16 protein-coding genes are annotated in these 18,603 nt (G+C 41.8%); 7 read left to right on the top strand and 9 right to left on the bottom strand.

Features of this window, described 5'->3' with window-relative positions:
* Nucleotides 1–303 precede the first annotated feature (303 nt).
* Complete coding sequence (locus tag A7968_RS16510; RefSeq protein WP_138558954.1) at nucleotides 304–600, top strand: hypothetical protein; 297 nt, start codon at nucleotides 304–306, stop codon at nucleotides 598–600.
* An 869-nt stretch (nucleotides 601–1,469) separates the two neighbouring features.
* Here the strand turns inward: A7968_RS16510 and A7968_RS16500 are convergent.
* Nucleotides 1,470–1,799 (bottom strand): SUI1 family translation initiation factor, encoded by a 330-nt coding sequence (locus A7968_RS16500; protein ID WP_064667673.1) that lies wholly within the window; start codon nucleotides 1,797–1,799, stop codon nucleotides 1,470–1,472.
* 155 nt (nucleotides 1,800–1,954) lie between these two features.
* On the opposite strand from A7968_RS16500, the gene A7968_RS16495 reads away from it, so the two are divergent.
* From A7968_RS16495 to A7968_RS16480, 4 genes are all read left to right on the top strand, one after another.
* On the top strand, nucleotides 1,955–2,260 hold the full coding sequence (locus A7968_RS16495) for an STAS domain-containing protein (RefSeq protein WP_064667672.1): 306 nt from the start codon (nucleotides 1,955–1,957) through the stop codon (nucleotides 2,258–2,260).
* A complete protein-coding gene (locus A7968_RS16490; protein WP_064667671.1) occupies nucleotides 2,260–3,918 on the top strand; it encodes an ATP-binding SpoIIE family protein phosphatase in 1,659 nt (552 codons plus the stop codon). Before A7968_RS16495 ends, A7968_RS16490 begins: the two co-directional genes overlap by 1 nt.
* 53 nt (nucleotides 3,919–3,971) lie before the next feature.
* Entirely contained in the window at nucleotides 3,972–4,631 is a 660-nt protein-coding gene (locus A7968_RS16485) for a hypothetical protein (RefSeq protein WP_064667670.1), read from the top strand.
* 79 nt (nucleotides 4,632–4,710) lie between these two features.
* Nucleotides 4,711–5,901 (top strand): amino acid aminotransferase, encoded by a 1,191-nt coding sequence (locus A7968_RS16480; RefSeq protein WP_064667669.1) that lies wholly within the window; start codon nucleotides 4,711–4,713, stop codon nucleotides 5,899–5,901.
* Between the two features lie 489 nt (nucleotides 5,902–6,390).
* On the opposite strand, the gene A7968_RS16475 is transcribed toward A7968_RS16480, so the two are convergent.
* From A7968_RS16475 to A7968_RS16440, 8 genes are all read right to left on the bottom strand, one after another.
* A complete protein-coding gene (locus A7968_RS16475; RefSeq protein ID WP_064667668.1) occupies nucleotides 6,391–7,185 on the bottom strand; it encodes a DUF3379 family protein in 795 nt (264 codons plus the stop codon).
* A gap of 2 nt (nucleotides 7,186–7,187) precedes the next feature.
* Nucleotides 7,188–7,700 carry a sigma-70 family RNA polymerase sigma factor gene (locus tag A7968_RS16470; RefSeq protein ID WP_244270414.1) on the bottom strand — a complete coding sequence of 171 codons (513 nt, stop codon included), beginning with the start codon at nucleotides 7,698–7,700 and terminating at the stop codon, nucleotides 7,188–7,190.
* Between the two features lie 110 nt (nucleotides 7,701–7,810).
* Nucleotides 7,811–9,454, bottom strand: a complete 1,644-nt coding sequence (locus tag A7968_RS16465) for a BatD family protein (protein ID WP_064667666.1) — start codon at nucleotides 9,452–9,454, stop codon at nucleotides 7,811–7,813.
* On the bottom strand, nucleotides 9,448–11,349 hold the full coding sequence (locus tag A7968_RS16460; protein WP_064667665.1) for a VWA domain-containing protein: 1,902 nt from the start codon (nucleotides 11,347–11,349) through the stop codon (nucleotides 9,448–9,450). The genes A7968_RS16465 and A7968_RS16460 overlap by 7 nt, the downstream gene beginning before the upstream one ends.
* On the bottom strand, nucleotides 11,349–12,335 hold the full coding sequence (locus A7968_RS16455) for a vWA domain-containing protein (RefSeq protein WP_064667664.1): 987 nt from the start codon (nucleotides 12,333–12,335) through the stop codon (nucleotides 11,349–11,351). Before A7968_RS16455 ends, A7968_RS16460 begins: the two co-directional genes overlap by 1 nt.
* A complete protein-coding gene (locus A7968_RS16450) occupies nucleotides 12,328–12,765 on the bottom strand; it encodes a DUF4381 domain-containing protein (protein WP_064667663.1) in 438 nt (145 codons plus the stop codon). Before A7968_RS16450 ends, A7968_RS16455 begins: the two co-directional genes overlap by 8 nt.
* 1 nt (nucleotide 12,766) lies before the next feature.
* The gene (locus A7968_RS16445) at nucleotides 12,767–13,711 is read right to left on the bottom strand and encodes a DUF58 domain-containing protein (RefSeq protein ID WP_064667662.1); all 945 of its coding nucleotides are present in this window, start codon (nucleotides 13,709–13,711) and stop codon (nucleotides 12,767–12,769) included.
* A 3-nt stretch (nucleotides 13,712–13,714) separates the two neighbouring features.
* On the bottom strand, nucleotides 13,715–14,671 hold the full coding sequence (locus tag A7968_RS16440; RefSeq protein ID WP_064667661.1) for an AAA family ATPase: 957 nt from the start codon (nucleotides 14,669–14,671) through the stop codon (nucleotides 13,715–13,717).
* A 285-nt stretch (nucleotides 14,672–14,956) separates the two neighbouring features.
* Here A7968_RS16440 and fadI point away from each other — a divergent pair, with 285 nt between their 5' ends.
* Nucleotides 14,957–16,267, top strand: coding sequence for an acetyl-CoA C-acyltransferase FadI (fadI, locus tag A7968_RS16435; protein ID WP_064667660.1), 1,311 nt, complete (start codon nucleotides 14,957–14,959; stop codon nucleotides 16,265–16,267).
* Entirely contained in the window at nucleotides 16,267–18,558 is a 2,292-nt protein-coding gene (gene fadJ, locus A7968_RS16430) for a fatty acid oxidation complex subunit alpha FadJ (protein WP_064667659.1), read from the top strand. Before fadI ends, fadJ begins: the two co-directional genes overlap by 1 nt.
* The last annotated feature ends 45 nt before the right edge of the window (nucleotides 18,559–18,603 follow it).

The raw sequence follows: 18,603 nt of genomic DNA, 5'->3' as shown, positions 1-18,603 counted from the left end.
GACTCGAAACGAGCTTGATCGTGTGTGTTCATAGCAGTGAACTCCAATTAATCCTACCGGTGTTGGTAGAGAGTTAATTAAACACGCGATCTGCTTTTTCTGCCGCAAAGCGGCTTCGTTCAACAAACGCTTTAATCATAGAGGACGCAAAACAGCAGGCTTGCGCTCCTTCGTTGCTAATTTTAGCCTGCTATTTTACGCCGGTTAAGAGAAGCGTTAGCTTTGCGGAGGCTTTGCGGAGGCTTTATTGACATTTTAATATTAGTTATCGCTTCAGTATTATTCTTTGTTTTGGTTATAAAGTTGGAATCAATGATTCCCATCAACTTTTTGGACAAAGCAGAAAGAACGTTTAACGATCTAGGTGCAAACGTGCAGGTAAGAACAAATTCTTACTCTCGTTTTTATAACACCAAAGGACGATTGGTAAAAAAGTCGGATATAGCAAAAATCCAAAAAGCGGGTTGTCTTACACTTTTTACATTATCGGATAACGCAATCGATATTACGGTGCATCCGGCTAATAAAGATACTGTGTTTGAAAAAGCTAAAAGTATATTTAAAGAGGCTCAAGTTGTTGAAATTGATATACAAAGCTAACAAACCAATTATTCCAACCTCAACTCGCTGCGCTCTTTTCGTCGGCATATTGGGGCGTTATGTTTCAAAGGAGTTTTAATGCAGTTTACAGAATGGAAGTCATTAAGGCTTATATTGTTTCCCTGGTTTATGTTTCACTTATATGCTTACGTTAAATATTCGTTCTTTTTTGATACACCTGATGCGTTACAATTCGTCAGAAGTTCTATTACGACACTAATGCTTATTGGGTGTGTTTTTTACTCTATAGGCCTTAAATGTTTGACTAGAACAGTTTGGCAAATTCTGTTTGCTATCGCGGTATTTGATGAGCTTTTTGGGTTTTATGAAGACGGAATTGAAATTGTCAGTTTCATGATTCTTTCTACCTACTACTTGGTGCTTGGGCTTTACGCGTTTCAAAATAAGACAATTTGGAGGCAGAGTCGAACAAATGAAACATAACAAACGCCATCAAAAACGCGCCCGTTGGCCGCTCGACTCGCAACACGTTGCTCGCGTTTGTGGCGGGCGTTATGTTTCGCGAGGTAGTGAGTGACTAAAGAGTACACTAAACCTTGTGAAGCTAAGTAGTCATTGCCTACAGAACCAGTGTTTTAAATCTCCCGTTAGCTGATAAGCGTTGGCTGTTAGGTAATAGTATTTCAACCGAGTAAATACATCTGGATTTAGAATCTGTATTACTCTAAAGCGCAGCACCTCTTAACTTCTTTGTGAATAATTCAATTAAAGATCTTTTGCACAAAGAGAAGAGAATGAGAAGTAAATGAGGATGAACTTGAAGGCTAATATTGATACGTGAAAATACGATGCATTTCAGATTGTCATGAACAACTCATTTTATATCACTAAACCGCAGAAGCCGGGGTTTAGCCGCCGGCAATTTTCACTTTGAATTTGAGTGCTTCTAGGATGGCTTTGAGTTTTTCGCGGTCGTCGCCTTGTACTTCGATGATGCCGTCTTTTACTGCGCCGCCTTGGCCCATTTTGCTTTTAATGGTTTTGGCGAGCTTTTTTAAGTCGTGTTGTTCGCTGTCAATACCCGTTACTAGCATCACGCCTTTGCCTTTACGGCCTTTGGTTTGGCGTTCAATGCGCAGGGCGCCGTCTTTAAATACCTTACCTGCCACTTCTTTGCTGGGCTTTGGTTGGCTGATACGGCCTGTTTCGGTTGAATAAACTAAATTACTATCACTCATGCTTAACCTGCGTTGAAAAAGTTAAATAACAATGGCAGTTATAATATCAAATCTAATCACAAATTTGCGCTTAGGTGTTTTTATTTTTGGCTAATTACTTTTAAGCAGTTATATTTAAAGCAATAGAATGGATAATCTGAGCAGGAGTGAAGTAAATGAGTCTAAGTAAGAGTGCATCAGCTGATGGTGCTACGCTGACTATTCAAATTAAAGGGAAGTTTGACTTTAATTTAGTACAGTCGTTTCGACAGGCGTACGCCGATATAAGTGACAAGACCGGTAAGATCGTGATTGATCTACGCGAAACCGATTACATGGACAGCTCTGCGCTGGGCATGCTGTTGAATATGAAAAAAACCTTGGGTACTTCAGTTGACGCAATTCAAATTAGTAATTGTCAGCCGCAACTGAAAAAAATCCTGCAAATATCTCGCTTCGATAAAAAGTTTGATATTGATTGATGCACGTTCTTGTTGTTGATGATCAGCCACTCAATTGTACGCTGTTAAAAGTGATGCTGGAGCAACAAAACTATCAGGTATCTGTTGCTAGCAATGGGGTTGAAGCGTTAGCAATATTAGATCAGCAAAGCATTGATATTGTATTACTTGATGTCATAATGCCAATTATGGATGGCTATGAAACGGCAGCTAAAATTAAGCTGCACCATAATGAAGTTCATCTCCCTATTATTTTTATAACGTCATTAGATGATCAGAGCAGTATTGGACGTTGCTTAGAAGTCGGTGGCGATGACTTTATTCATAAACCATTTGATAAAGTAATTTTAACCGCAAAAATAAAAGCCCATAGTCGTACTCGCAAATTAAGCCTCAAAACTCATGAGCAAAATAAGTTATTAGAATATCATTACAATCAAACCGAGCGTGAACACGAAATAGTTGAACACATCTTTAACAATGCGCTTGAGAACCAACATCAGTTTACCGATAATATTGATTTTCATTTATCGCCTGCGTCTATGTTTAACGGTGATATGTGCTTAGTTGGGCAAAGCCCTATTGGTAGCCTGTATTGTATGCTTGGCGATTTTACCGGACATGGTTTGGCCGCTGCAGTAGGAGCTATGCCAGCATCAAAAGTGTTTTATACTATGGTTAATAAAGGCATGGCGGTGAGTGATATTGCTGCGGAAGTGAATGCGGTATTAGCGCAATTACTGCCTGGACATATGTTTTGTGCAGCTACGATTATTGAGTTGAGCAGTTCTGGGAAAAGTGTCTCGGCTTGGCTTGGTGGCTTACCTGATGCTTACTTAATTGATCAACAAGGTAAAGTACTAAGAACCTTAGAGTCACAACATATGGCGCTGGGAATTTTAGAGCGTGATGAATTTGAACGCGAATTAGTGCATTTTGAAGTCGATAAAAGTATGCGCTTGGTATTAGCGACTGATGGCATAATAGAAACCACCAATGCGCAGGATGAATTTTTTGGCGAGCAGCGTTTTATCCAAACACTTGCGAGTAAGCGCAAAGTGACCAGTCACGATGTGATAAGCCAAGTTACACAATTTGCCCATGGTAGCGAACAACAGGATGACCTCAGTTTAGTGCTGTTTAATTGTGTAGCAATCCCTCCTTTGGCTGAAGAGCAAGAGCCATACTCAAAATTACCGTTTAATTTTTCTTTAACGCTTAACTCTCGGCAGATCAAACAAACTGATCCGGTGCTGGAAATTGTTGAAGTAATAACCCAAGTTGGTGGATTAAAAGCGCATCGCTCGGATATTTTTTTGCTGCTGTCTGAGGCTTATAATAATGCGCTCGATCATGGCGTGTTAGGGCTCGACTCAGAAATTAAAAATAAAGAGGATGGTTTTATTGAGTATTATCAACTCAGAGAAGCCACGCTAGCTAAGCTGGTAGATGCGTTGATAATTGTTGATATGCGATATTGTCCTGATACGTTGAGCCTTTACTTTACCATTTGTGATTCAGGTAATGGCTTTGCAAGTATGGATAGCACTGCTAACAGCAATAATCGAGAGCATGGGCGTGGGCTATCTATTTTAGAAGAAATAGCCGAACAAGTGACTTATAACGCATCGGGTAATCAAATTGAAATGTGTTATAAATTGCAGCCACAACAAAGCTAGTCGTGGTAGTTTAGCCATGCTATGATTCATTTTTTAGATGTTTGGATGGCTAAATGGTTTCTTCTTATTTATCTCTTGCACAACTAGATGTGCCAGCTCAGTTAGTGACTGATGAGCTTACTCGGCTCGAAAATTATTTATCAAACCATTCGCTCCCCGCTGTGCGTTGGCAGTACCAAATCCCAGAGTTGGGCGAGGGTGGCGCGTGCAGTTTATTTGGGTATTTACAAGATGAGCCGTTTAAACTCACTGATTATGTAAAGCAAGATCAACACACCACAGAGAAACTTGCCCAATTACAATTGATAGTTGACTACGTGGTAGCGCAAACTCAGGTTGATTGGTACGGTATTTACCAAAGTACGGCAACGCCTGAGGGTGAGCAATTACTTAAACTGGCTTATTTTGGCGCGCCAAGTCGACCGCTTTTTCCACTTACCGAAGCATTTGCAGCCGGGAGTAATAATGTGCAGGTGGCACTAAGTAGTAAAGGCCGAGTGATCAATAATGTTGAGCAGTATTTAGCTGGCGGTGGTGAATACTATACTTGCGATCCGAAAGTAAAATCTGAAGCGTGTTTGCCGCTTTTTGACAGTGCAAATCGCTGCGTTGGTATTGTCGATGGTGAAGCCTTTAATAACGATTTTTTCAATCAACAAACATTAGCGCTATTAATTGCGTGCTGTATTAAAATTCCTCACTTTTTAGTGTAAATATCACTAGTCAATCTAGTGAGCTTTTATGTTAAGCTAAGTGCAACAGCTAACCCCTAAATAATGAAAGAGATAGTCAATGTTCTCAGTATTAAAACCATTACCAACTGATCCTATTCTTGGCCTTATGGCGGCCTATAAGCAAGATACTAACCCAAATAAGATTGACTTAGGGGTTGGTGTTTATAAAGACGAGCAAGGTAATACGCCAGTATTAAAAGCAGTAAAAAAAGCGGAAGCGTTCCGTCTTGAAAACGAAACCAGCAAATCATACATTGGTTTGGCAGGTAACTTAGATTACTGTCAAAAAATGGAAAACCTATTATTAGGTGAGCACCAAGCATTATTAGCTAATCGTGTTCGTACAGCACAAGCGCCAGGTGGTACAGGTGCATTGCGTGTTGCAGCTGAATTTATCGTGCGTTGTAATCCAGGTGCGACAGTGTGGGTGACTAATCCAACGTGGGCAAATCACATTAGCTTGTTTGAAGCAGCGGGCCTGACTGTTAAAGAATACCCATACTACGATTATGAAAACAAAGACTTATTATTTGATGAAATGATCGAAACCCTTAGCCAAGTGCCTAAAGGTGACGTTGTTTTATTACACGCGTGTTGTCATAACCCAAGTGGTATGGACTTAAACGAAACGCAGTGGAAGACAGTTGCTGAACTGGCAAAAGATGTTGGCTTTACTCCACTTGTTGATATTGCGTACCAAGGTTTTGGCTCAAGCCTTGAAGAAGATGCAAATGGTTTACGTATTCTAGCTAATGCGGTTGATGAACTAATTATTTGTTCTTCATGTTCGAAAAACTTTGGTCTATACCGTGAGCGTATTGGTGCCTGTTCAATTATTGCGAAAGACAGCACAACAGCTGATATTTCAAACTCAGTATTGCTAAGTGTGGTACGTAGTATTTATTCAATGCCACCTGCGCACGGTGCCGATATTGTAAACACTATTTTAAGCAGCACCGAGCTTACACAGCAGTGGCACAGCGAACTTGATGAAATGCGTAACCGTATCAATGGATTACGTACATTGATCAAAGATAGTTTAGCGACTAAAGGTATTGCGCAAGATTTCTCGTTTATTGACCGTCAACACGGTATGTTCTCTTTCTTAGGAATTAATAAAGAGCAAATCGATCGCCTACAAAAAGAGTATGGTATTTATATTGTTGGTTCAAGCCGTGTAAACGTGGCAGGTATCAGCCAAGCAAATATCGATTACTTTGCAAATGCTGTTGCAGACGTTTGTAAGTAATTTACTTAAATAATGTTTATTAACAAAAAAACCGCACAACTTATTGTTGTGCGGTTTTATTTTTTAACCTAGAACCTAGAACCTAGAACCTAGAACCTAGAACCTAGAACCTAGAACCTAGAACCTAGAACCTAGAACCTAGAACCTAGAACCTAGAATCTAGAATCTAGAACCTAGAACTACGCGTCGATTAAGTCTTCAACACCGACCGTCAGTATTCCAGGCTCTTTGCAAGCTATGGTAATGGCTGTGAGCGCTTTGTAAAAAGTAATGATATCGGCGCAGTAAAAGCACTAAAAGCTCAGTATTTAAGTTTGTGGGTAACGACTATCGTGTTTGTAGAGTTGATCTAGATCAACAAGTTAGTCTATTGACCTGTTGTTTTCAGTTAAGATTGCTATAGTAAAAAAATAGTGAGGGCACTGATGTAGATCAGCTTACCGCTATAGCGTAACGGCAAGCTTTATTGTGAATGGTTAAATTATAAAATTAATGTAACCAGCGGATTGCATGATTAATGCGGTCATTATAGTTTTCTAATGGTGTGCCTAAGCTAGCAACCAAAATAGTGTCAGCATCGGGGCCTCGATTTATATGGCCTTCAAAACGATCGTCTTGAAAATCATCTTCACCGATACCAAACGATTGATCTTTTGATGGCACAATAAATACTGTCATTGGGCCGTGCTCTGATTCAAAAACTAGATGCAGCCCTTTTTGGCCTTTAAAGTCGCAAAACATTAAATACGTTACTTTACCAGGGAGCTCATCTAAGTGGCCGCCAAGTACTGCAAATTTTTCATTAACCGTTTCTAAGCTGATCGCTTGTGTTTTCTGCAATGAATTGATTTCATGATAAACATGAGCAAGTGCATGTTCACCAGCAGCGTACGCAACATTTTGTTTGCCGCTAAAGATAAATGCGCCTACTGCGACTAATAATGACGCTGCCATAGCAAGAGGTAAACGACCTAGTTTAAATCGTGAGCTTGCCTCAACTACATTATTTATAGGCTGTTGTTTGGTTACATCAGTTTGCTCGGTAAAACGCGGCTCACTAACAGGCGCTTCGTTTTGTGCATGTGCTGCGGTATTTGCTAAAATACGCTCAGCAAGGCCTGCAGGCACTGGGATATCTAGTGCGTCTGAAAGCTGTTTATCAAACGCTTGCATCTCATCTAAATATGCTTGTCGCTCAGGATGTTGCTTTGCAAACTCCAAAAGTTCCTTATCTGTGCTGTTTGGCTGTGCGCTAACTCGGCGACGAAACTCGAGATCATCCATTATTATGATGCCCCTTTAAGTTGTTCATCATCACGGCTTAAAGCCTCTTTTAACTGGTTTCTGGCGCGGTATAAACGCGTCATCACGGTGTTTTTATTTAAATCTAATATTTCAGCTATCTCATCACCAGAGCACCCCATAACTACTTGTAGGAGTAATGGTTCACGGTATTCATCAGAAAGCTTAGCGATTTGACGTTGGATCACTGTTTGCTCCATTTCGTCATCTAAAGTGACGCTCTTATCATCAACTAAGGTATCGTTTTCAACATCGCTATAATCAAATTGTTTGCGTTCAAAGCGACGGGCATTTTCCCGCCGCAATATCGTCAATAGCCATGGTTTTGCTGCTTTTTGATCTAATAATGAATCAAGAGAACGCCAAGCACGTAAAAACGTTTCTTGGACAAGATCTTCGGCAATATTAGGGTCACGGCATAACCAATACGCAAAGCGATATAATTCGCTATGATAAACATGAACAAGTTTTTCATAGCGTGTTTTTTTCTCTGCCATATCAACTAAGACCTGACTATTAGCGTTTTTATTTCCAAGCATAAGCACTTTTTATTTATTTTAAGTAATTCGCTGTCTAAGTGCGAGGATAATTCCAATACACTCAAACTCTATTTATAAAGTCCTTTTAATACAGCTTGTTGAGATTTTCCCTGGAGATTTCTTTGCGCTTCTAGCAGATTTACAATCGCAGCTAAGTCTACCTCAGCACTACTAGGACTATAGAGTGCAGACTGCAGTTTAGCAATATGTTGACTAAGTTGAATATTATCAACGTCTAGTACTAACTTGTCTATCGCACTATGCGATTGTTTTGTCTGTTGTATTGCGTAACGGTTTAATGCTTGGTAGAACCTATTTATATCATTGTTTTTGCTTGCTTTCTTAAGCTCATCAAATGACCCTGACGTTTTTGTGTTTACTACTTTAGGCTGATTGCTAACTACAGTGCGCTGAGTGCGGCTGCGTAACCATAAAATTAATGTGATCAACCACAGTAAATAACCAATCACACTAACAATAATTAACCAAGTAGGGGTGTTATTTACCAATATAGGCTGTTGATTTAGCGAGGATGGATCCTCTGTGATTGGCAATGTTGAGGTCGGCGCTGCTGGTAGCTGATTTACTGCATCGTTACTGCTTGGTGTTACGGTAATGGTACGCGCAGGTAATGTTGCATAACTAATACGGTTAATTTTAGTGTTATACCAAGGTACGCTGACCTCTGGCAGTGTATATGTGCCAGGCGTTTGTGGTAGTAAGGCATACGATGCGGTTTGTTGTGATATAACACGACCATCTCTAACTAAGTGGTTATTTTCTTTTTCATCTGGATAGCTACGGATCCCTTTTATTTCAGGCAGTTCAATATCAGGTAATTGCTCTTTGGTAATACCAAGTGCTGTTAAAGTTAGCGTGCGAGTAATAGGTGTGCCAACCTCGACAGTGTCATCCTCTGGCTGCCATTGCTCATCTAAATTCACCAATTCGCTTGGTAACCACGCACCTTGATAATCACTTGGAATGGGTTTTATCTCAATGTTTACGTCTTCGCCCAAGGCAGAGACATCTAGCTGACGGTAGTCCTGACGAATGCGACCTTGAAAGGCGGGAGCCTGAATTGTATAACTGCCACTTTTTTGCGGCTGCACTAAATATTCACGAGTGATGACTAAATAGCGTTTGCCATCAATCAGCTCGTAGTTTTCAGTTTGTTTACCAATTTGGCTAAGCTGTGCGTCAGGCATAGAGGGCGTGCTTAAATTGCCATCAAGTAACTCTTTGGCAAGATAGAGCTTTACCGTATAAACACCTGCTTCTTGTACAAATAAACTGTCACTAGAGAGTGAGGCTTTGATAAAGATATCGTTGTTTTGCTCAGTATCTTGACTGCGCTGTGCAACTTTTAATGCGATCGGCTCAGAGCTGACACCAGCAACACTGAATGCAGGAATAGTGTAATCTCCAGCACTGCGAGTCATGAGTTTAACTGACCAGTTTGTCTGTTTAGAGATACTGCCATTGACAATATTGGTGCGCGTACTGACTGTAGTACGGCCGACCACAAAGTCTTTTAATAGCACCGATGTATCGGGTTGATCATCTTTAATGGTGTCGTCGGCGCTGATAGTGAGCATAAAAAACTCACCAGCTAATACTGGGTTTTTATCAACACTGGCTTGTAACTGTGTAACAGCCCACGAGGGCATAGCGCTGATAAGCAATAAACAACAGATTAATCGCATTACCATGATTTTTCGACTCCTTGTGGACGGCGTTGATAATTTCGTTTTTGGGCTTCTAATTGCATTTTGTTACGTAATAAAATAGCGGGATCATCGGGTACTTTGCGCAACAATTGACTTAACTGTTGTGCTTTTTCTTTTTCCTCGTTGGTCAGCTCAGCAGTTTGCGCTTGCATAGCTTGCTGTTTCGCCGCGTCTTCTGCTTGTTGCTGTTGCTCAGGGGTCATTTGCGGTTGTGCTGGTTGCTCTTCGCTTGTGGGATCCTGCTCAGACTCATTTGGCTTGTCTTGTTGCTGTGCATCATTACTGTCAGTTTGCTCAGGTTCAGCTTCCATTTGCGGCTCATTTTTTTCACCAGATTGCTGATCGCCAGGTTTACCATCTTGTTGCTGATCATTTTGCTCAGACTCATCCCCTTGTTGAGATTGCTGATCTTCTGAGGGCTGCTCACCTTGTTGTGACTTATCTTTATTTTGCTGATCTTGATTTTGCTCGCCATTTTGTGAGTCTTGATCTTGATTTTGTTCGCCGTCTTGACCTTGTTGCTGTTGTTGCTCCTGCTGTTGCAGTAATTGCTCAACTAATGCCTGATTTTCTTTGGCTTGGGTAAAGTTTTCTCGCTGTTGTTGCGCTTGTTGGTAGGCGCTAATTGCTTCTTCTAGCTTGCCAGCTTTGGCCAATGCATTGCCGTAGTTATATAAACCAGTGGCGCTTTTATCTTCGTTAAACTGTGATAGTGCAGCATCAAAATTACCTTGCTGGTAAAGCGCTGCGCCTTTTAATTGGCTCGATTGCGCGCTTGCAGCTTGCGCATACTCACCTTGCTGGTAGGCATCCAGTGCGCGTTGATCTTGATTTTTAAAGACCGAAGGTAACTCGAGCGCATAAGCATTTTGCTGTGGTAAAAAGCTGAACACTAATATTGCAGCTGCAAAAGCACCGCGGCGAAAAATCCACATCATCATAGGTAATAAAATAATGAGCCCATAAATGCCTGCATCAATGCGCCATAACGCTTGGCTTTGTTTCTCATTTTTTAGCATTTCACTGTTGGCACTCGGTGCAAATACTTGAATATCACGCTCACTTGGTTGATAAGTGGTAAATTTGCCACCGCTGTTTTTAGCTAGGTTATTGAGCATACTGATATTGATGGTAGGCACTACAATTTGTCCGTAATTATCTTTTAAAAAACCACCCTCGGGAAGTTTGATGGGCGCACCTTGCTCGGTCCCCACACCATAAATGTTGAGGCGATAGGGATTGTTGCTAGTAAATTGACTGATATCGCTTTGTTCACTTTGCTCAATACCATCGGTGACTAAAATAATGTCACCTTCAAGGTAGCCTGCTTGGGTCAATAACTCTTTTGCAGCATCAAGGCCCGCAAGCACATTAGAGCCTTTATCGGGCATGATTTCTGGGCTTAAACTGGGGATTAAATTTTCCAGTGTGGCAGCATCATTGGTCAGCGGAGAAATAGTATACGCGGTGCCGGCATAGGCGACTAAAGCGGTGTCACCTTCTTGAAAAAGTTTGATCATATCCAGCGCCTTGAAGCGCGCTTGCACTAAACGACTGGGCGCGATATCGGTGCTGTACATCGATAGTGACATATCCATCACAATCACCCGGGCATTTTTGCTTTGAAACACCGGCACTTGTTTTTCTTCAAAGCTGGGGCCTGCGCTAAAAATAACCGCCAAAACTGCAAATAATGCAATCAGCCAAATAGGTTGGCTATGTTGTTGGCTGTTTGTGCTGATCACAAATTTAGCTAAGTGAGGCGCAATTAATTCACCTTGATTACTTTTTTTGTGTTTCAACATTGCAATAGTAAACATTAAGCACACCGGCACCAATAGCCATAATACTGCAGGGCGAATAAATTCAAAGTCCATTAGGCCTCCTGTCTAAATGTTTTGGCGGTGGTGAATATAACGCGTAAACTAATCAAGGCCAGTGCAATGAGTAATGGGTAATAAAATAATGCACTTTGCGGGCGAAACGTTTGTTCATCTGCGCTGATAGGCTCAAGCTTATCAAGCTCTTGATAAATTTGTTGTAAGCCGGCGACGTCTTTGGCACGAAAATACAATCCGCCTGTTTGCTCAGCAATACGCTTTAGCAGCGATTCATCTAAGCTACCGCCACTCATACCACCCATATTAAATAAACTAAAACCACGAGGATTATCTGAGCCTACGCCGATGGTGTACACTTTAATGCCTTCTTCACGGGCAAGCAGTAGGGCTTCTTCTGGGTCTAAGTTTCCAGCGGTATTTTGGCCATCGGTAAGCAATACCACAATACGGTTACTTTCATCTTTACTGGCAAAACGCTTTACTGATAAACCCAGTGCATCACCAATGGCAGTGGCGCGGCCTACTAGACCTATTTGTGCCTCTGACAGCATTTGACTCACTGTTTTTACGTCCCGCGTTAGGGGGGTTTGCAAAAATGCAGTATCACCAAATAAAATCAATCCTAAACGATCACCTTGGCGCTGCTCTATAAAGTCACTCAATACCGCTTTTACCATCGTTAAACGGTCAACATACTGGCCTTGATAAGCCATATCTTGCTCGGTCATTGAACCTGATAAATCCACTGCGAGCATGATATCGCGGCCTTCATTAGGCAGGGTGATTGGTTCATCAAGCCAGGTTGGATTCGCAATAGCGCAAACTAACAATACCCAAACTAACCATTCAAACACGCTGATGCCGCGAGTATGTTGCTGGGCAACCTGTGACGCTAAGTTAAGTTTGGCAAAACCAGGAATACGTAAGCGGGTGCTGCCTTCACTCGGTACAGGCTTAAGTAAGCGCAATAACCAAGGTAAGGGTAATAATACAAATAGCCAAGGCCAGCTAAATTCAAACATTCAGCGGCTCCTTTAATTTAAATTGCGCAATGGCGAGTTTTAATTTAGTAGCCAACGCAGTTTGATTACTTTGCTCTTGATAGAGGCTCATTAATTCAAGCTCAGTAAATTGTTGTCCGGTCAGCTTATTTAGCGTGTTACACCATTGTTTAGTCCCTTGTGATGCCGCACTTTGCGCGTAGTAATGTAAAACTAACCGTTTAATTAAAATATGCAGTTGTTGGGCATCGTCATCATATTGATTACTCAATAAAATCGCGTGTCGCTTGGCTTTTTTAAATTGATAAGCTCGATACAAGGTGTAACTGAGATAGCCAATAGCTAATAATAATGTAGCAATAATGACCCACCAAATCGGTGCCAATGGCCACCAAGAAACTTGGCTTGGCACAATCACATCATGTAGGCCATCTAATGGGGAGGTTTGCATGTTACTTTCTCACTAATTGCAGCTCTAGCGGTGTGGCTGCATTGAATGATATTAAATTAAGGCCTGATTTTGTTAAGCGTTGTAAACGTGAAGCGAAGGCTTGCTCGGCCGTTTTCGCAAACTTATCACGAAACCCTTTATCCATCAGCGGCAGGGCAAAGTCACTGCCGTTGGCGCTCACGGTTACTGTTTGTTTAAATGCAGGCAATTGGTGTTCAAATGGGTCGCTAATATGGCAACCAATTAACTCACAATGGCGACTCAGTATTTCGAGTTGTTTAAAGCTGGCATCATCTAAGCTACTAAAATCTGACACCAGATAAACCAAGCTACCAGGTTTGGCTAAATGATTTAAACGCTTTAAGTTATCACTGAGTTTGTTGGGGGCTTCATCGTCAATTTTATGCAGAGCTTGTTGGTGACTGGCACATAAATTGTGGCACAGTTTTAACACGGCTTTTTCACGAGCACTGGGTTTGAGCTCTAAATGAGAATGTTGATTAAATACAATCCCACCGATGCGATCGCCGCGTTGACACGCCGACCACGCAACTAAAGCGCTAATATGTGCAGCTTGCACTGACTTAAGTAATAACTTTGAACCAAACAACATAGAATTAGAAAAATCGCTAAACACAAATACCGGGCGTTCTTTTTCTTCTTGAAAAAGTTTAGTGTGGGTTTCGCCTGTACGTGCTGTAACGCGCCAATCAATCGAGCGAATATCATCACCTTGCTGATAATGACGTACTTCGGCAAATTCCATACCGCGGCCTTTATGAGGGGCAAGATATTGGCCGGTTAGGCTGTTTCTAATTTTTACTTTTGGGGCAAGTTCGAGTAAGCGAGCCTTTGCTTTATAATACATTAGCTCTTTTAGCCCAAGCTCAACCCCATGGCTATGACTTAAATTCAGCCACTGTTGATTATCTAATTGGCTTTGCATAGTTTATGGCACGGCAACAAGTTCTAAAATACGGCTAATGACTTGGTCTTTAGTAACACCATCAGCTTGGGCCTCGTAACTTAAAATAATACGATGACGCAACACGTTGTGCAGTACGGCTTGAATATCATCCGGTGCAACAAAGTCACGGCCTTGTAGCCATGCGTGGGCACGAGCACATTTATCTAGCGCGATAGTCGCACGCGGGCTTGCACCATATTCAATCCAACTGCCTAATTGAGCGTCCAGTTTTGCGCCTTCACGCGTAGCAATAATAAGTTGCACTAAATATTGCTCAAGTGGCTCAGCTAAATACAGGCCTAAAATGGCTTTACGAGAAGCAAATAAATCGCTTTGACTAATTTGTTGCGCAGGGGCTTGGTGTTCGCTCAAGGCTTCCCCACGGGTCAGACGTAAAATATCTAGCTCATGCTCGGCGCCTGGGTAATCAATGCTTAAGTGCAACAAAAAGCGGTCTAATTGCGCTTCAGGCAGCGGATAGGTGCCTTCTTGCTCAAGTGGGTTTTGGGTTGCCATTACCATAAATAAATCAGACAGCGGATAGGTATTTTTGCCAACTGTAACCTGGCGTTCAGCCATGGCTTCTAATAAGGCAGATTGTACTTTAGCGGGTGCACGGTTGATTTCATCGGCTAATATAAGGTTATGAAATAAAGGGCCTTTTTCGAACACGAATTCACTGGTTTGTTGACGATAAATATCTGTGCCAGTAACATCCGCAGGTAATAAATCGGGTGTAAATTGGACGCGTTGGAATGAACCTTCAACCCCTTTAGCAAGGGCATTGACTGCACGGGTTTTAGCAAGCCCTGGAGGGCCTTCAACTAATAAGTGACCATCGGCTAAAATAGCAATAAGTAGTGCTTGCGTTAATTCTGGCTGACCAATGATTTGGCTATCTAAATAAGTTTTTAATTGTGAAAATACGTTAGTGGCCATAGTAAAAAAACTGTCCTGATTTGCAAGGTTTATAAAAGCTTAACTAGTAATATGGGTAAATAGTTTATAACACAAGTGTTAGACCTGAATTTACAAAATAGTTCGTTATTTTTTAAGGATTTTTACCCTAGCATAGAAATTAAACTATTTTTTGTAAATACGTTAAAAAAAGCCTATTGTTGATAACTAATTATACTATTTTCAATTTCGCTATTGGCTTTAGTACACGGGTTGTTTAGAATCGAGGAAAACAAACAGGTCAGACCTGTCAGTGGGAGAGCATTAATGTCTGAGCAAAACATACTAAAAACAGCAAAGGGCGATCGTATCGCCATCGTCAGTGGTTTACGTACGCCATTCGCTAAACAAGCGACTGCATTTCACCATGTACCAGCCCTTGATATGGGCAAGTTAGTGGTTAACGAAATGCTAGAACGTCTTAACTTTGATAAATCTGAAATTGATCAATTAGTATTTGGTCAAGTAGTGCAAATGCCAGAAGCACCAAATATCGCCCGCGAAATCGTGTTAGGAACTGGTATGCCAGTTTCTGTTGATGCTTATTCAGTATCGCGTGCATGTGCAACCAGTTTTCAAGCGATTGCTAATGTCGCTGAGTCAATCATGGCAGGCTCCGTGCAAGTGGGTATTGCTGGTGGTGCTGATTCATCATCTGTATTGCCAATCGGTGTGAGTAAAAAATTAGCGGGTAGTTTGGTTGATTTAAATAAAGCACGCACTTTTGGTCAGCGTTTAAAAATATTCTCAAAGCTGCGTTTAAAAGATTTATTACCAGTACCACCAGCTGTGGCTGAGTATTCGACGGGTTTGTCGATGGGGCAAACTGCTGAACAAATGGCAAAAACCCATAACATTAGCCGTGAAGATCAAGATGCGCTAGCTCATCGCTCACACACGCTTGCAAGCCAAGCTTGGGCAGATGGTAAGCTTAGCGAAGAAGTTATGACCGCGCATGTACCGCCATATAAAAGCTTTATTGAGCAAGATAACAACATTCGCCATAATTCAACCGTTGAAGGTTACGCTAAATTAAAGCCAGCCTTTGATCGCCAACACGGCTCAGTAACTGCTGCCAACTCAACACCTTTGACAGATGGCGCAGCAGCAGTGCTAATGATGAGTGAAAGCAAAGCCAAAGCTTTAGGCTATAACATTTTAGGTTATGTACGCAGCTTTGCCTTTTCAGCGATTGGTGTGCATGAAGACATGTTGATGGGACCTGCACACTCAACGCCAATTGCATTAGCGAGAGCGGGTATAACGCTTGCCGATCTTGATTTAATTGAAATGCATGAAGCATTTGCAGCGCAAACGCTGGCGAATATGAAAATGTTTGCGTCTGATAAATTTGCTCAAGAAAAGCTCGGTCGCAGTAAAGCGATCGGTGAAATTAACATGGATAAGTTTAACGTATTAGGCGGCTCGCTGGCATATGGTCACCCATTTGCAGCGACCGGCGCACGACTTATCACCCAAAGTTTACATGAACTTAACCGCCGCGGCGGTGGTTTAGCACTTACGACTGCATGTGCTGCAGGCGGGTTAGGTGCAGCCTTTGTATTGGAGAGTGCGTAATGACAGATTCAGTATTTAGTTTAGAAATAGATGAGCAAAAGCTTGCTGTTGTAACTATCGACGTGCCGGGTGAAAAAATGAATACCCTGCGCGATAGCTTTGCTGATGATTTAAAAGCATTGCTTGATGAGGCTAAGCAGCAGTCAGTGAAAGGCATGGTTTTTATCAGTGGCAAAAGCGATAACTTTATCGCCGGTGCGGATGTAAAAATGCTTGATAACGTCGAGCATCGTGACGATGCCTTGGCTATTAGCGAACTATGTCATCGTGCTTTTTTTGACATGAAAGCACTGCCGTTCCCAACTGTCAGTGCCATTCATGGTGCGGCCCTGGGTGGCGGTTTAGAATTTGCATTGGCCTGTGATTACCGTATTTGTTCAGACAGCGACATTACCAAACTTGGCTTACCTGAAGTGCAACTTGGTTTATTACCTGGCGGCGGTGGTACGCAACGATTACCAAAATTAGTGGGTTTGCAAAAAGCCCTTGAGTGGACCTTAACAGGTAAACAAATTCGTGCTAAACAAGCCAAAAAAGCAGGCTTGGTTGATGACTGCGTTCCGCAAACTGTGTTACTGCGTGTTGCCAAAGAATTTGCTGTTAAAGGTAAAGCAAAAGCGACTAAGCCAAAGCTGGACCGCTTAAGCCAATTACTCGAGTCTAATCCGTTTGGCCGTAATATTATCTTTAAAAAAGCCCAAGAAAATGTGCTGAAAAAAACCGGTGGTCATTATCCAGCACCACAGGCTATCATTAAAGCAATACGTGCAAGTGTTGAGCTTGATGAGCTTAAAGCCTATAAAACAGAAGCTGAAGGCTTTGCTACGTTAGTAATGAGTAGTGAGTCTAAGTCATTACGTGGGATCTTTTTTGCAACCACTGAGATGAAAAAAGAATGGCGCAATGATGACGCGCCAGCAATCACTAAAACAGCGGTGTTAGGCGGCGGTTTAATGGGCGCAGGTATTGCGCATGTAACTGCTGTTAAAGCCGGTGTGCCTGTACGTATTAAAGATGTAGCCGAGCAGGGCATTAGTAATGCCATGAACTACAGCTATAAAATTTTAGATAAAAAGCAAAAGCGCCGTATTTTATCTAAAGCTGAACTGCAACAAACTATGAATAGAATTACCGGTACGACGAATTACAGTGGCTTTAAGCACATTGATTTAGTTATCGAAGCGGTATTTGAAGACCTCAGCCTAAAACAAGGCATGGTTGCGGATGTTGAGCGAGAATGCCAAAGCAACACTATTTTTGCTAGTAACACGTCATCACTGCCAATTTCACAAATTGCAGCCCAAGCGGCGCGTCCTGAAAATGTTATTGGTCTGCATTATTTCTCACCCGTTGAGAAAATGCCATTGGTAGAAATCATTCCACATGAAGGCACCTCCGAACAGACCATAGCGCGAATTGTTAACTTTGCTCGTAAGCAAGGTAAAACACCTATTGTGGTTAAAGATAAAGCCGGTTTTTATGTGAACCGTATTTTAGCGCCATATGTGAATGAAGCCGCTAATTTATTATTAGCAGGTGAGCCAATTGAAAAGATTGATGCGGCATTAGTCGAGTTTGGTTTTCCGGTTGGGCCATTAGCGCTACTGGATGAAGTGGGTATTGATATTGGCTCTAAGATTGCGCCAATTCTTGAACAAGAACTCGGTGATCGTTTTAAAGCACCAGATGCATTTTCACGTTTAATTGACGCCAAACGCTTAGGCCGTAAAACAGGTCGTGGCTTTTATCTTTATGATAAAAAGAGCAAAAAAGTGGATGAATCAGTTTATGAATTGCTAGGGGTTAGCCCATCGCCACGCTTAAATAAAAGCGAAATTGCGAAACGTTGTGTATCGCAAATGCTTAATGAAGCCGCTCGTTGTTTAGATGAAGGTATCATCGCAAGTCCGCGTGATGGCGATATTGGCGCTATATTTGGTATTGGCTTCCCGCCGTTCTTAGGTGGGCCATTTAGTTATATGGATAAGCTTGGTGCCGATAAAGTATGCTCAGAAATGGCTACCTTTGCTAATTATAATTCGGTGTTCGCACCGTGTGCGCCTTTAGTTGCGATGGCGGATGCTGGGGCAAGCTTTTACCAGCTAACACCTGTACAACAGGCTAAACCTGCAGCAGAGCTTGATGAGGCAGAGCAAGTAACTGTTGAGCCAAGCACAACCAGTGAAACAGATAGCGAACAGCTTGAAGAGCAAAATACGCAGGTGTTAACAACTGAGATTGAAGAAGTTGCAGTCACTGATACCGACGAGAGTACAAAAGAAAATAAATAGTCTTTTGGCTTTATTTGTTATAAAAACGCACTTATTACAGTGCGT

The sequence above is a fragment of the Pseudoalteromonas prydzensis genome, assembly GCF_001661495.1.
Taxonomy (GTDB): Bacteria; Pseudomonadota; Gammaproteobacteria; order Enterobacterales; family Alteromonadaceae; genus Pseudoalteromonas; species Pseudoalteromonas prydzensis.
This window is presented reverse-complemented; position numbering and strand designations above follow the sequence as displayed.

Coding starts and splice junctions, on each gene's coding strand:
- A7968_RS16460 (WP_064667665.1), bottom strand. CDS start 11,349: ATGGACTTTGAATTTATTCGCCCTGCAGTATTATGGCTATTGGTGCCG.
- A7968_RS16490 (WP_064667671.1), top strand. CDS start 2,260: ATGCACGTTCTTGTTGTTGATGATCAGCCACTCAATTGTACGCTGTTA.
- A7968_RS16440 (WP_064667661.1), bottom strand. CDS start 14,671: ATGGCCACTAACGTATTTTCACAATTAAAAACTTATTTAGATAGCCAA.
- A7968_RS16455 (WP_064667664.1), bottom strand. CDS start 12,335: ATGTTTGAATTTAGCTGGCCTTGGCTATTTGTATTATTACCCTTACCT.
- A7968_RS16450 (WP_064667663.1), bottom strand. CDS start 12,765: ATGCAAACCTCCCCATTAGATGGCCTACATGATGTGATTGTGCCAAGC.
- A7968_RS16480 (WP_064667669.1), top strand. CDS start 4,711: ATGTTCTCAGTATTAAAACCATTACCAACTGATCCTATTCTTGGCCTT.
- A7968_RS16475 (WP_064667668.1), bottom strand. CDS start 7,185: ATGGATGATCTCGAGTTTCGTCGCCGAGTTAGCGCACAGCCAAACAGC.
- fadJ (WP_064667659.1), top strand. CDS start 16,267: ATGACAGATTCAGTATTTAGTTTAGAAATAGATGAGCAAAAGCTTGCT.
- A7968_RS16485 (WP_064667670.1), top strand. CDS start 3,972: ATGGTTTCTTCTTATTTATCTCTTGCACAACTAGATGTGCCAGCTCAG.
- A7968_RS16500 (WP_064667673.1), bottom strand. CDS start 1,799: ATGAGTGATAGTAATTTAGTTTATTCAACCGAAACAGGCCGTATCAGC.
- A7968_RS16470 (WP_244270414.1), bottom strand. CDS start 7,700: ATGGCAGAGAAAAAAACACGCTATGAAAAACTTGTTCATGTTTATCAT.
- A7968_RS16495 (WP_064667672.1), top strand. CDS start 1,955: ATGAGTCTAAGTAAGAGTGCATCAGCTGATGGTGCTACGCTGACTATT.
- fadI (WP_064667660.1), top strand. CDS start 14,957: ATGTCTGAGCAAAACATACTAAAAACAGCAAAGGGCGATCGTATCGCC.
- A7968_RS16445 (WP_064667662.1), bottom strand. CDS start 13,711: ATGCAAAGCCAATTAGATAATCAACAGTGGCTGAATTTAAGTCATAGC.
- A7968_RS16465 (WP_064667666.1), bottom strand. CDS start 9,454: ATGGTAATGCGATTAATCTGTTGTTTATTGCTTATCAGCGCTATGCCC.